Annotated in this window: 11 protein-coding genes; 7 read left to right on the forward strand and 4 right to left on the reverse strand. The window is 58.2% G+C overall.

Annotation, left to right across the window (positions count from 1 at the left end; translation table 11 throughout):
* Positions 1-13: 13 nt before the first annotated feature.
* The 3 genes from thiP to NAC44_RS13485 all read left to right on the forward strand — a co-directional run bounded on the left by thiP (position 14) and on the right by NAC44_RS13485 (position 4,338).
* Positions 14-1,612 carry a thiamine/thiamine pyrophosphate ABC transporter permease gene (thiP, locus tag NAC44_RS13475; RefSeq protein ID WP_250941552.1) on the forward strand — a complete coding sequence of 533 codons (1,599 nt, stop codon included), beginning with the start codon at positions 14-16 and terminating at the stop codon, positions 1,610-1,612.
* Between the two features lie 2 nt (positions 1,613-1,614).
* A complete protein-coding gene (locus tag NAC44_RS13480; RefSeq protein ID WP_250941554.1) occupies positions 1,615-2,292 on the forward strand; it encodes a thiamine ABC transporter ATP-binding protein in 678 nt (225 codons plus the stop codon).
* A 558-nt stretch (positions 2,293-2,850) separates the two neighbouring features.
* The gene (locus NAC44_RS13485; protein WP_250941556.1) at positions 2,851-4,338 is read left to right on the forward strand and encodes a M48 family metalloprotease; all 1,488 of its coding nucleotides are present in this window, start codon (positions 2,851-2,853) and stop codon (positions 4,336-4,338) included.
* A gap of 164 nt (positions 4,339-4,502) precedes the next feature.
* Here NAC44_RS13485 and NAC44_RS13490 read toward each other — a convergent pair whose 3' ends face one another.
* Complete coding sequence (locus NAC44_RS13490) at positions 4,503-5,360, reverse strand: RNA polymerase factor sigma-32 (protein ID WP_250941558.1); 858 nt, start codon at positions 5,358-5,360, stop codon at positions 4,503-4,505.
* A 320-nt stretch (positions 5,361-5,680) separates the two neighbouring features.
* On the opposite strand from NAC44_RS13490, the gene NAC44_RS13495 reads away from it, so the two are divergent.
* The gene (locus NAC44_RS13495) at positions 5,681-7,336 is read left to right on the forward strand and encodes an O-linked N-acetylglucosamine transferase family protein (protein ID WP_250941560.1); all 1,656 of its coding nucleotides are present in this window, start codon (positions 5,681-5,683) and stop codon (positions 7,334-7,336) included.
* 284 nt (positions 7,337-7,620) lie between these two features.
* Positions 7,621-9,030: a 3-isopropylmalate dehydratase large subunit gene (gene leuC, locus NAC44_RS13500; RefSeq protein WP_250941562.1), complete on the forward strand. Its 1,410-nt coding sequence runs from the start codon at positions 7,621-7,623 to the stop codon at positions 9,028-9,030.
* Positions 9,031-9,105: 75 nt separating this feature from the next.
* On the opposite strand, the gene NAC44_RS13505 is transcribed toward leuC, so the two are convergent.
* Together NAC44_RS13505 and NAC44_RS13510 are read right to left on the reverse strand one after the other, a co-directional pair.
* Positions 9,106-9,936, reverse strand: a complete 831-nt coding sequence (locus NAC44_RS13505) for an aldo/keto reductase (RefSeq protein WP_250941564.1) — start codon at positions 9,934-9,936, stop codon at positions 9,106-9,108.
* Between the two features lie 89 nt (positions 9,937-10,025).
* A complete protein-coding gene (locus NAC44_RS13510; protein ID WP_250941887.1) occupies positions 10,026-10,574 on the reverse strand; it encodes a L,D-transpeptidase family protein in 549 nt (182 codons plus the stop codon).
* Between the two features lie 219 nt (positions 10,575-10,793).
* On the opposite strand from NAC44_RS13510, the gene NAC44_RS13515 reads away from it, so the two are divergent.
* Entirely contained in the window at positions 10,794-11,477 is a 684-nt protein-coding gene (locus tag NAC44_RS13515; protein WP_250941566.1) for a response regulator transcription factor, read from the forward strand.
* 135 nt (positions 11,478-11,612) lie between these two features.
* Complete coding sequence (locus NAC44_RS13520) at positions 11,613-12,068, forward strand: cyclic nucleotide-binding domain-containing protein (protein WP_250941568.1); 456 nt, start codon at positions 11,613-11,615, stop codon at positions 12,066-12,068.
* 32 nt (positions 12,069-12,100) lie between these two features.
* On the opposite strand, the gene xth is transcribed toward NAC44_RS13520, so the two are convergent.
* On the reverse strand, positions 12,101-12,904 hold the full coding sequence (gene xth / locus NAC44_RS13525) for an exodeoxyribonuclease III (RefSeq protein ID WP_250941570.1): 804 nt from the start codon (positions 12,902-12,904) through the stop codon (positions 12,101-12,103).
* Positions 12,905-12,987 lie beyond the last annotated feature (83 nt).

A 12,987-nucleotide genomic window follows, 5' to 3' on the forward strand; every position in this document is an offset into this window, starting at 1 on the left:
ATAAGGGCGAGGAATGTTGACGGCAGGGCAAAGACGAAGCCGCATCGCCATGGGCGTGGTATGTCTTGGCCTGCTGTCGGGTTTCATTGTGCTCGCCGTCGTCTCTCTGCTTTCGACAGGTGGCGGTGCGGTCTTTGGCGGGATTGACGCCTATACCATCGACATTCTTCGCTTCACGCTTTGGCAGGCAAGCCTGTCAACGCTGATTTCAGTCGGTTTCGCCCTACCAGTGGCGCTTTCTGTTGCGCGGCAGCGGCAGTTTCCCGGACGACGGTGGCTGATCCGGCTGATGGCGCTGCCCATGGGGCTGCCCGCGCTGATCGGGGCACTCGGTATTCTCGGTGTCTGGGGTCGTCATGGCATGATCAACAGCCTGCTGGGCTGGCTCGGCAAGGCGGAACCCGTCGATGTCTATGGGTTGACGGGGATTTTGATCGCGCACAGCTTTTTCAATATTCCCCTTGCGGCGCGTCTGATGCTGGCCGGGCTGGAACGGGTGCCCGCCGACGACTGGCGGATGGCGGCGGGTCTTGGCATGACATCCTGGCCGGTGTTTCGCTTTGTCGAATGGCCAGCGGTGCGCGGGCTTCTTCCCGGTGCGGCAGGGTTGATCTTCATGCTCTGCGCCACCAGTTTCACTCTCGTGTTGACCCTTGGCGGGGGACCGGGCGCGACGACGCTGGAGGTGGCGATCTATCAGGCGCTGCGGTTTGATTTCGACCCGCCGCAGGCTGTGGCGCTGGCCTTGCTGCAATTGGCGGTCACGGCCCTGCTGCTTGTGATTCTGGCTGTCTTTCCGGCACCGGAGGATACCGGGCCGGTCGAAGAGAAACGCCTGATCCGCTTCGATGGTCGCCCGCTGTCGGCGCGGCTCTGGGATGGGGTTTTGCTGGTTCTGGCCAGTCTTTACCTGCTGCTGCCGTTGATCGAGATTGTTGTGGCCGGATTGAAAAGCGATCTTGTCCGGCTGGTGAGCGGGGCTGATTTTCTCGATGCGCTTTCGACCAGTCTGATCATTGCGTTTTGCGCTGCCAGTCTGGCGCTTGGTGTGAGCCTTGCTTTTATTACGGCGCGCTCTGCGCTGCCGCGTCGCGGCATGGCGCAGGGTCTTGCCAAAATCATGGAGGCATCAGCCTCGCTGGTGCTGCTTGTGCCCGCGATTGTGCTGGCCACCGGCTGGTTCCTGATGCTCAGACCTTATGGTGATCCGGCGCATTTCGCCGGTCCGGTGGTGGTGGCGATCAATGCCATGATGGCCTTGCCTTTTGCCATCCGGGTGCTTGATCCGGCCATCGCCAGCCATCGCGCCAGAACCGAGCGTCTGGCCGAAGCACTGAATATCAGAGGCTTTGCCAAATGGCGTCATGTCGATTATCCCGGTCTTCGCCGTCCGGTTCTGATGGCGCTTTCCTTCGCCATGGCACTGTCGCTGGGTGATCTCGGCGCCGTTGCCCTGTTTGGTTCACAGGGGCTGACGACGCTGCCTTTGCTGGTCTATAGCCGGCTAGGCAGTTATCGCACCAGCGATGCGGATGGGATGGCGCTGTTGCTGGGGCTGGTCTGTCTTGCGCTCACCCTGATCGGTACGGCAGGGCAGGGCAGAAAGGAATAGACATGCGAGAGGGAACGGGCGATGGCGCATCGATTACACTTGATCATGTCGGCCTGCGGCGCGGCGAGACAGATTTTGCCTTCGACGGTGACATGGCGGCGGGACGGATAACCGCCATCACCGGGGCTTCAGGGGCGGGAAAGTCGACACTGCTCAATCTGATTGCCGGGTTTGTCCAGCCGAGCCACGGCCATGTGCGGATCGGGGGTGAGGACATGACCCGGCTTTTGCCGGGAAAACGGCCGATTTCACTGATTTTTCAGGAGCATAATCTTTTCGCTCATCTCGATCTCATGACCAATATCGGTCTTGGCATCGATCCTTCTTTGAAGCTGACAGGCGAGGAGCGGAAATCGGTGTCGCAGGCGCTGGAGCGGGTGGGGTTGGCCGGGTTTGAAAAACGCAAGCCAGGATCGTTATCGGGCGGAGAAAAACAGCGGGCAGCTTTTGCGCGCAGCCTGGTGCGCAGAAGACCGGTTCTGCTGCTCGATGAACCGTTTGCGGCTCTCGATCCGGCTTTGCGCGCCGATATGGCCGATCTGCTCATCGATCTGCATCGTGAGACGGGTAACACTGTCGTGCTGGTGACGCATGACCACCGTGAGGTGGAGCGTCTGGCCGATGATCTCTGGCGGATCGACGGGGGATGTGTTGTGGAACGGCAGAGCCTGAGGGCATAGCATCGGCCCGAAAAGTGGCTTCCGGTTTTCGGAAAAGCCGATGCGGGGAAAAAACATCGGCCCGAAAAGTGGGCTCGGGTTTTAAGGATCGCAAGGGTCGCAAAAAGGTCGCAGCCGTGTTTTCTCTGTCACAGCTTCTGTTTTGATCGGTCCCGTTCCATGGAAAGATCGGCTGATTTCAGCAATGCCTGTCGTGACAGATCTCCTGCAGAAAGTCCCGACAGATGCTGGGTTTTCCGAGGAATCGAAGGCATGGCAGCGCCTTATTTTCGACGCTCCGGACTGGCAAGGGCCGTCAAGGAACAAATCGATGCATTCATTAATATTTTCTGACATGGTGATACACGCTTGTGCAGTGCGATGTTTTATAGAATCAATAGGATGATGTTATGAGATTTGGTAAGTTGATCGGATGTTTTCTGACGAATGCTGACTTGCTTGCCGGGGCGATGACGCAAAACAGGGTGTGATGATGTGTCAGGCGGCGATGGCGCCGTGACAGACGCAAGGGGGCAAAAGCCGTTCGCTATGGGCGATGTGGTTAGACAGGATGGCGGAATGAGAAGTGCGCTGCTGGAAGGCAGTGCAGGGGGCAGGCGTGTTTCCGTCGTTGTGGCGCTCGCTTTTCTATCCGGCTGCACATCCTTGTTCGATCCGGCCTATCAGGCGAATATCAAGCCTTCGCCCACTCCGCAGATCGTGCAGCAGGTACAGAAGGACGATCCGCGGGCGCAGATGGGCGCGCGTGAGCATCCGCGCATTCTGGCCAGCTATGGCGGCGAATATCATGATGCCAAGGTTGAGCGGCTGGTGGCCAAGATTACCGGGGCGCTGACGGCGGCCTCCGACAATCCGCAGCAATCCTATCGTATCACCATTCTCAATTCGCCGGCAATCAACGCCTTTGCGTTGCCGGGCGGCTATCTCTATGTCACGCGCGGGCTTCTGGCGCTGGCCAATGACGCGTCCGAAGTGGCGGCGGTTCTGGCCCATGAGATGGCGCATGTGACGGCCAATCACGGCATCGAGCGGCAAAAGCGGGAAGAGGCGGAGGTGATTGCCAGCAAGGTGGTGGCCGAGGTCTTGTCCAGCGATCTTGCCGGCAAGCAGGCGCTGGCGCGCGGCAAGCTGAGACTGGCGGCCTTTTCGCGCCAGCAGGAGCTGCAGGCCGATGCCATCGGGGTGCATACGCTTGGCACGGCGGGTTACGATCCCTATGCGGCGGCACGCTTTCTCGATACGATGGCAGCCTACCAGCATTTCAATTCCACCGACCCCAATGCCGATCAGAGCCTGGACTTCCTCTCCAGCCACCCCAGCACGCCGCAACGGGTGGAACTGGCGCGGCAACATGCGGAAGCCTTCGGGCCGGAAGGGTCAACCGGTGACAAGGGGCGCGATTATTATCTGGATGGCATAGACGGGCTGCTTTATGGCGACAGTCCGCAGGAAGGCTATGTGCGCGGACACACTTTCCTGCATACGGCGCTGGGTATCCGCTTCGATGTGCCGGATGATTTTCATATCGACAACAAGGTCGAAGCGGTCATGGCCACCGGACCCGGCGACGTTGCGGTGCGCTTTGACGGTGTCTCGGACGCCGATCACCAGAGCCTGACCAATTACATTTCCAGTGGCTGGGTCACGGGGCTTCTGCCGGAGACGATCCACAGGATCGAGGTCAATGGCATGGAGGCAGCCAATGCCCGCGCCAGCGCCGACCGTTGGGATTTCGACATTACCGTGGTGCGTTATAACAACCAGATTTTCCGCTTCCTGACCGCGGTGCCGAAGGGCAGTGATCAACTGGAGCCGACAGCCGAGGTGCTGCGCAAAACATTCCGCCGGTTGACTCCAGAAGAGGCAAGAAGCCTGAAACCCTTGCGCATCAGGATCATTACCGTTGGCACGGGCGATACGCTGGCCACGCTGTCGGGGCGGATGATGGGAACGGACCGCAAGCTGGAACTGTTCAAGGTTCTCAATAATCTCTCATCCGGCCAGATGCCGCCCGTCGGCAGCCGGGTCAAGATTGTTGCGGAATAAGCAATTGCAGCAAAAGTGGTTTCCGGTTTTGCGTCCGCAATTGCGATAAACAAAGCAATTGCAGCAAAAGTGGTTCCCGGTTTTACGTCCACAATTGTGACCGGGAAAAGCATTTCAGGACAAGGTGCTGGTCAATCTCAACAGCAGGAATGAAATGGCGGCGTTCAGGCCGCCATTTCCGGATGGACGTCGGCAAGCGCGCTACGCAGTTTTTCCAGTGCGCGGGTTTCGATCTGGCGCACCCGTTCCTTGGAAATGCCAAGTTCCTCACCCAGTTCTTCCAATGTGGCGCAGTCTTCCGTCAGGCGGCGGGCCTCAATGATGCGGCTTTCGCGCGGATTGAGCTTGGTCATCGCCACTTTCAGCCAACCGTTCCAGCGTTCACTGTCGATGATTTCGCTGACCTGCTCATCCGGGGTTGGCTCGTCGCTGGCCAGCATGTCCAAACGCTCGCCACCTTCCTCTCCCTGGCTGGAAATTGGCGCCTGCAGAGAGGTGTCGCTGCGCGAAAGGCGTGCATCCATGGCCTGAACATCGGCAATGCTGACTTTAAGGGCGGTGGCGATTTCCTCATGGATGGCCCGGTCGGTCAATTGCCGGTCACCCTGGGCCAGCTTGGCACGCAGGCGGCGCAGATTGAAAAACAGCGCTTTTTGCGAGGAGCTGGTGCCACCCCGCACAATCGACCAGTTGCGAAGAATATAATCCTGCATGGATGCGCGGATCCACCAGCCAGCATAGGTAGAAAAACGCACGTCGCGGGATGGTTCGAACCTTGCCGCCGCTTCAAGCAGCCCTATATAGCCTTCTTGTATAAGATCGCTCAGCGGCAGGCCGAACCCACGGAAGCGCGAGGCCATGGCAATGACCAGACGCATATGCGACAGCGCGATCAGGTTGCGGGCATCCTGATCCTGATCGTCTTTCCAGCGCACGGCAAGATCGTGCTCCTCGTCGCGGTCGAGATAGGGAGCCGACATGGCAAATTTTATCAACTTCTTATCAGCGGCTTGAGAATTCATCACGCTCTCCGGTCAAAACGCCTTGGAATAGCAAAGGCTCGATGCGAAGTTCTTATTTCATAAGAGTTTTCTCATGAACAAGGATACGCAAAACACGACACTCTGGATCATCGCAGTGAATACGAACCGGATATCGGCGGAGTGCCCGGTGACGCTTCATCTGCCACGAATGTCGTGTTAATGTTTGAAATGGGATTTTGTTCCCGTGCGGCGTCTTTTATCTTGACGTCAGAGGTCGGGACGGATTCGTCTTTTCACCCGGAACCACCTCCTTTGTGGAGCCGGGGTGTTTGATGAAGCCGTCTGTCACGGGAGGCGTAATGACGGCGGATTTTACCGAGATCATCAGTGCCTATCGCAACGGAGACGTCGCGGAGGCGTTTGAGCGGCTTCAGGCGGCAGCACATCGGGGCGCGGTGTTTGAGCCGCCCATCCTGCTCATTGCAGGGCAGGCGGCGGCGAAACTGGAGAAATTTGCCGAAGCAAAGCACTATTACACACTTGCTCTTGGGGTCTTGCCGGAGCAGGCGGCCCTTCTGACCTCGCTCATTGAAAAAATGGGCAATGCCGATCTATTGAGGCGTCGAAAGACCTGGCAGGAGGATATGGCCAATGGCCGACAGACCATGCGATCCGGTTCGTTCGATGCCGTAAACTGGCGGCGCTATCGTCATCTTTTACGCCGCAGCCTGTTGATCGATGAGGTTGCCGTCGTCGATCAATGGGTCATGGACCGGCAAAAGCGTATGGACCCGGATTTTTTATCGGTCGATGCGCCGTTCGACCAGCTCTGCTGGTGTGATGATGAGGGACTGCTCGACGATCTTGCCCGTTTTGCGGTCCCCGAGGCGGAGGCTTTTCCGAAAGCGGAACCGAAACAGCGGCTTCATATCGGCTATCTGATCGGGTCGGCCTCTTTGGATCGACCCACCGTTCAGGCGATTGCAACGCTTGCCGCAGCGCATGACCGAGACCGGTTCGAACCGGTGCTGATCCTCTCCCGCCGCCCGGATGCGCGATTGCCGGTGTCGGTTCCGCATATTCACCTTGAAGGGCTTGATAGCGATAGGGCGCGGGCGCGGATCAGGCAGGCCGGTCTCGACATCCTCATCGATGGTTTTGGCCATGCCTGTCCTGACACGGAACACCTGCTTTGCCATCGGCTGGCGACGGTGCATGTGGCTTTACCCAGCTATCCGGGGCCGCGCATCGGTCTTGTTGTTGATTATCTCATCACCGATCCTGTCACGGCGCCAAAGATGCGCGATGGGGGGCTTGCGCAGGCCGTCGTCACCCTCCCCAGGTCGATGCCGCCGATCATGGCTGCAAACGGCAAGGCAGGACTGACCCGTGCGACGATTGGCCTGCCACAGGGGCGGCCGATTGCCGCCGCGTTTCATCCGGCAGAGGCGATTTCCCCGAAAACCGCCAGGCTATGGTTTGCCATTCTGCGCGCGGTCAAAGACAGCCTGCTCTGGCTCTGGTGCCCGGATGAGATCGCTCTCGTGCATCTGTCGACATGGCTGAAACGCCATGGGATTGCCGAAAACCGGCTGCTGTTGACCGATACCGCCTCGCATCGGGACTGCCTCGACAGCATCGGGCTTGCCGATCTGGGGCTCGATTGTTATCCGATGAATGACAGCGAAGCCGCAGCCATGGCGCTGGCTGCAGGGGTGCCGTGGCCAGCTTTCTGCGGCGGCAGTCTTGCCGCCCGCAAAAGCGCGAGTGTACTCAGTGCCTGCAATCTCAAGGACTTAATTGCTGCTGATGAGAAGGGCTATGTCGAACTTTGCTGCCGTATTCTGAACGAACCCGAGGTGCGGACAGGATTTCGTCAGGCGCTTGCAACCGGTGGCGTGAAGGTGGATGAGGCTTCTATGAGAGCCGATTGTGCCCTGCTGGAGCGCGCATTGAGCGCCCTGTATGAGCGGGCCGTTCAGGGCATGAAGGCTTCCTCCTTTGTGCTCTCCTGAGGGGAAAGGCAAAGAGGGCCAATCTTTGATCCGTAATCTTTGAATTGCCGTTTGCCCCGGAAACTGCTAGAGGACAGCGCATGGGATCGAAATTCGGATGTCTCGCGCCTGATATTTACGTGCTGCAGGACCATAAGCGTCTGCCGGCCCGTTTTTTTGCGCGCATCCAGGGCGCGTTCAACAGCCGACTTCGCTGAGATGGCGCAGACAGGACCGCCATTTGGCAGGCCTTGAGATTTTCATAAACAATCAAAACCTTTCAACCTTTTGACGGATGAACAGCCATGAGCGCACCCCGTACCCTCTATGACAAGATTTTCGACGACCATCTGGTGGATCGCCAGGAGGATGGCACCTGTCTTCTCTATATCGACCGCCACCTCGTGCATGAGGTGACGAGCCCGCAGGCGTTTGAAGGTCTGCGCATGGCCGGACGCAAGGTTCATGCGCCGGAAAAGACGCTGGCCGTCGTTGACCACAACGTGCCGACCACGCCGGATCGTGCCGAAGGCATCAAGAACGAGGAAAGCCGCATTCAGGTCGAGGCGCTGGCGAAGAATGCCGGTGACTTTGGCCTCGAATATTATTCGGAAAAGGACAAGCGTCAGGGCATCGTTCACATTGTCGGGCCGGAACAGGGTTTCACCCTGCCGGGTATGACGATTGTTTGCGGCGACAGCCACACCTCCACCCATGGCGCTTTCGGCGCGCTGGCGCACGGCATCGGTACGTCTGAAGTCGAGCATGTTCTCGCCACCCAGACGCTGATCCAGAAAAAAGCGAAGAACATGCTGGTGCGCGTCGACGGCAAATTGCCGGCGGGTGTGACCGCCAAGGATATTATCCTCGCCATCATCGGCGAAATCGGCACGGCGGGCGGTACCGGCCACGTCATCGAGTTTGCCGGTGAGGCGATCCGGTCGCTGTCGATGGAAGGCCGCATGACCGTTTGCAATATGACGATCGAAGGCGGCGCCCGCGCCGGTCTGATTGCGCCGGACGAGACCACCTTCGCCTATATCAAGGACAAGCCGCGTGCTCCGAAGGGTGAGGCCTGGGATATGGCGGTCAGCTATTGGAAATCGCTCTTCTCCGACGAAGGCGCCCATTTCGACCGTACGGTGGTGCTTGATGCCGCCAATCTGCCGCCCATCGTGTCCTGGGGCTCGTCGCCGGAAGATGTGATTTCGGTTCAGGGTGTTGTGCCCAATCCGGATGACATTGCCGATGAAACCAAGCGGGCCTCGAAATGGCGCGCGCTCGACTATATGGGCCTGAAGCCGGGCACGAAGATCACCGATATCGCCATCGACCGGGTGTTCATCGGCTCCTGCACCAATGGCCGCATTGAGGATCTGCGTGCCGCTGCCGCCGTGATCAAGGACAAAAAGGTTGCCGCCACCGTCTCTGCCATGGTGGTGCCGGGCTCCGGTCTGGTCAAGGAACAGGCGGAAGCCGAGGGTCTGGACAAGGTGTTCAAGGATGCAGGCTTCGAATGGCGTGAACCGGGCTGCTCCATGTGTCTTGCCATGAACGACGATCGGTTGAAGCCGGAAGAGCGTTGCGCCTCCACCTCCAACCGCAATTTCGAGGGCCGTCAGGGCTATAAGGGCCGTACCCATCTCGTTTCGCCCGCCATGGCGGCAGCCGCCGCGATTGCCGGGCATTTCGTCGATATCCGCGACTGGACATAAGCGATTGTGACTTTGATTGTGAAAAGGGCGGCCTTTGTGGGCCGCCCTTTTTGTTTGACCTGATGCGATGACGTGTCAGAAGGTCGCTGTCATCGGATCGGGTCCGATGCGGGCCGAGGCGCTGTCGAGGTCTGCAAGGGCACGCATGTCGTCGGCATCCAGGGTGAAATCGAAGACCTTGAAATTTTCCGCGATACGGGATGCTTTCACCGATTTCGGAATGACCACCAGACCGTTTTCGATATGCCAGCGGATGATGATCTGGGCGCTGGTGCGACCGTGCTTTGCGGCAATCCTGCCGATGACGTCATGGTCGAGCAGCTTGCCCTGGCCGAGCGGGCTCCAGGATTGCGTCAGGATTTTGTGCTTGTCATGGAAGGCGCGGGCGGTTTTCTGCTGAAAATCGGGATGCAGTTCGATCTGGTTGATCACCGGCGTGACGCCGGTTTCTGCGACAATTTTCTCGATATGCTCCGGATAAAAATTGGAAACGCCGATGGAGCGGGCACGCCCTTCTTCCTTCAGCCGGACAAAGGCTTTCCATGTGTCGACGAAAAGTCCTTTTTTAGGCGCGGGCCAGTGGATCAGATAGAGATCGACATAATCGGTGCCGAGACGCTTCAGGCTGGCATCAAAGGCTTTCAGCGTGCTGTCATAACCCTGTTCGCTGTTCCACAGCTTGGTGGTGAGGAAAATATCACTGCGGGCAATGCTGGAGGCACGGATGCCGTCTCCAACGCCCTCTTCGTTTTCATAGATGGCGGCGGTGTCGATATGCCGGTAGCCAGTGGACAGGGCCGCGCTCACCGCATGGGCTGCCTCGTTAGTGGGGGTCTGCCAGACACCAAGGCCCAGTTGAGGAATGCTTTTGCCGTCATGAAAACGCAAGGAAGGTTGATCGACCACGGGTATTCTCCCTGTTGTGTGAGAAAAACGCCGGCGAAGGGGCGCTGCTGTTTACATGGGAAGCCGTTGCGACATGACAAGGTTTTGTCTCAGGAAACAACCATTCTGGTTTTCCTTGTCAAAAATGGCAGAAGACGGCGCATGTCGCGAGGATGGAGGGCGATGCAGCCCTCGGTCGGTGTGTATCCGGGCCGGGCAAGATGAAAGAAAATCGCCGAGCCGCAGCCTCTTTTTCGCATGGTGATGTTCCAGTCGAGCACGAGGCAGAGATCGTAAAGACCGTCCTTGCGCCACAATGTTTCGTGCGAGGCAAAGAAGGGCGCGCGAAGAGGGCGGTTATAGGCGGGGTGGGCGGGATCGTCGCACCAGAGCCTGTCTTGCCGGATCGGCTGCATGGGCAGAGAGGTTGAAATGGCTTTGCGTCCGGCGCCGCGATAATAGCCGTTGATGAGGCGCATGCTTGCCCGCGGTGTTGCGCCATCGCCTTCCCGTTTCAGGCTTGAGATGCCGGAACGGCCAAGCGCGGCGAGCAATCTCAGCGGTCCGGCCTGTAAAATGGCCCGGCTCTTTTGCCTTCCCACGGGTCGGACAACGAGAGTGTGAAGGCCGAATGTGACATTCCGTCTCGATTTCGCCATGATGCTCACGCGATTTTGCTTGTGTGACGGTTTTTCTTGTAGTCTGACATGATTAGGTAAGACAATGTCTTGACGATAAAGACCACCCGCTGATGTCTTTCATCGTGTGTGATGGCTTGAGCGGATTTTGGCTACTATGTTTGCATTTGTCTTTCGGGAAGAGAATTTTCACGGTTCCGAAGCACAAATTCCAGCGGCGATGATGGGAGTATACCACGAATGACAGCCCGAACAATTCTTCTGGTTGATGATGATGACGACCTTCGCGAAACCCTGGTGGAACAGCTCTCCCTTTATGAAGAATTTTCCATCCAGCAGGAAAGCACGGCGACAAAAGGCATGCAGACCGCGCGCAATGCGCAGGTGGACCTGCTGATCATGGATGTCGGCCTGCCGGATATGGATGGCCGTGAGGCGGTGAAGCTTCTGCGCAAAAGCGGGTTCAAGGCTCCGGTGATCATGCTGACCGGCCATGACACCGATTCGGACACCATCCTTGGCCTTGAAGCCGGGGCGAATGATTATGTCACCAAGCCGTTCCGCTTCGCTGTGCTTCTGGCGCGGGTCAGGGCGCAATTGCGTCAGCACGAACAGAGCGAGGATGCAACCTTCGGCGTCGGTCCCTATCTGTTCAAGCCGAGTCAGAAGTTGCTGACCACCGAGGACGGCAAGAAAATCCGGCTGACGGAAAAGGAAGCCGCCATCATCCGCTATCTCTACCGGGCCGGGCAGAAAGTCGTCACCCGCGACGTGCTGCTGGAAGAAGTCTGGGGATATAATTCCGGGGTGACCACGCATACGCTGGAAACCCATGTCTATCGCCTGCGTCAGAAGATAGAAAAAGATCCATCCAATGCCGAAATTCTGGTGACGGAAAACGGCGGATACAAGATCATCCCCTAAAGCATGTCGCGTTCAATTGCCCTTGATTGAACGATAACATACATGCAACAAAACAAAGGCTTAAAGCACGTTGACCAAGGCTGATAACCGCAACGTGCTTTAACGCGCGACATCCTTTAACACGGGTCAAGGTGAATGGCGCTCAGCGATGACATGCAATTGCTTTCAGGCCAGCCGCTGTTTCAGGGGCTGGATGTCGATCAATTGCGTCTCATCGCCTTTGGCGCAGAACGCAAAAGCATCGGGCAGGGCCAGCCTCTGTTTCGCCAGCACGCGCCGGCAGAATGTGCCTATGTGGTGGCGCGTGGCCGTTTCGAACTGATCGAGACGGGGCATGACGGCAAGGCTCATGTGGCAGCCGTTGCCGGTCAAGGGACCATGCTCTCGGAACTGGCGCTCGCCACCATGGTCGAGCGCAAATATACCGCGATTGCGCTTGAAGAGGCGGAGGTGTTGCGCATTCCCCGCTCACTGTTTCACCGCCTTCTTGAAGAATATCCTTCGCTTGGTCAGGTCATGCAGCAGAGAATCCGCGACAGCCTGCTGGCGCTGGCGAAGGGTGCCAAGGCATTGGAGGACCGGTTCCGGTAATTGGCCGGCTAGAGCATTTCCGAACCGCTTTGTTAAAGATCGAACCATGCCGTTACCGGCACATGGTCTGAAGGTTTGTCCCAGCCGCGGGCCTCGCGCAGCACTTCGATGCGGGAGAGCGCTGGTCTCAGATCGGGCGACGACCAGATATGGTCAAGACGGCGGCCGCGGTCGGCGGCGTCCCAGTCCTTGGCGCGGTAGCTCCACCATGTATAGAGTTTTTGCGAGGGATCGACCAGTTCGCGCATCAGGTCCACCCAGCCGCCGCGCCGGATCACCTCGGTCAGTCCTTCGGTCTCTACAGGCGTGTGGGATACGATTTTCAAAAGCTGCTTGTGCGACCAGACATCGTGTTCCAGCGGCGCGATGTTGAGATCGCCAACCAGAATGGAAGCCGTGTCCTTTTCTGCTGTGGCAGACAGCGCCTTCATTTCCTCGACGAAATCGAGCTTGTGGCCGAATTTCGGATTGATCGTCCGGTCCGGCTCGTCGCCGCCGGCGGGAACGTAGAAATTATGCAGGCGGATGCGCGTCCTGCCGGCTCTGACGATTGCGGCAATGTGACGACTGTCTCCAACGCCGCAAAAATCCTGGCGATAATCTTCGCTCAAGGGCAGTTTCGAGACGATGGCCACCCCGTGATAGCCCTTCTGGCCATGGACCAGCATATGCGGATAGCCGAGGGCCTTGATCGCGTCCGAGGGGAATTCATCATTCTGGCACTTGATTTCCTGCAGGCAGAGAATGTCCGGCTGGTGGCTGGTCAAAAAACGCTCGACGATCGGCATTCTCAGGCGCACGGAGTTGATGTTCCAGGTGGTCAGTGAAAATGCCATTGCGTGTGTCCTGCTGTCGAAACTGATCTTTCATACCGCTCCATCGGCACGGGGGAAACAAAAAAGGCGCGTGAGACGCGCCT

The sequence above is a fragment of the Allorhizobium sonneratiae genome (assembly GCF_023700755.1).
Taxonomy (GTDB): Bacteria; Pseudomonadota; Alphaproteobacteria; order Rhizobiales; family Rhizobiaceae; genus Allorhizobium; species Allorhizobium sonneratiae.

Excerpts from the sequence above, each read along its gene's own strand:
- NAC44_RS13495 (WP_250941560.1), top strand. The coding sequence starts at position 5,681 with ATGACGGCGGATTTTACCGAGATCATCAGTGCCTATCGCAACGGAGAC.
- NAC44_RS13510 (WP_250941887.1), bottom strand. The coding sequence starts at position 10,574 with ATGGCGAAATCGAGACGGAATGTCACATTCGGCCTTCACACTCTCGTT.
- NAC44_RS13485 (WP_250941556.1), top strand. The coding sequence starts at position 2,851 with ATGAGAAGTGCGCTGCTGGAAGGCAGTGCAGGGGGCAGGCGTGTTTCC.
- leuC (WP_250941562.1), top strand. The coding sequence starts at position 7,621 with ATGAGCGCACCCCGTACCCTCTATGACAAGATTTTCGACGACCATCTG.
- thiP (WP_250941552.1), top strand. The coding sequence starts at position 14 with ATGTTGACGGCAGGGCAAAGACGAAGCCGCATCGCCATGGGCGTGGTA.
- NAC44_RS13480 (WP_250941554.1), top strand. The coding sequence starts at position 1,615 with ATGCGAGAGGGAACGGGCGATGGCGCATCGATTACACTTGATCATGTC.
- xth (WP_250941570.1), bottom strand. The coding sequence starts at position 12,904 with ATGGCATTTTCACTGACCACCTGGAACATCAACTCCGTGCGCCTGAGA.
- NAC44_RS13490 (WP_250941558.1), bottom strand. The coding sequence starts at position 5,360 with ATGAATTCTCAAGCCGCTGATAAGAAGTTGATAAAATTTGCCATGTCG.
- NAC44_RS13520 (WP_250941568.1), top strand. The coding sequence starts at position 11,613 with ATGGCGCTCAGCGATGACATGCAATTGCTTTCAGGCCAGCCGCTGTTT.
- NAC44_RS13515 (WP_250941566.1), top strand. The coding sequence starts at position 10,794 with ATGACAGCCCGAACAATTCTTCTGGTTGATGATGATGACGACCTTCGC.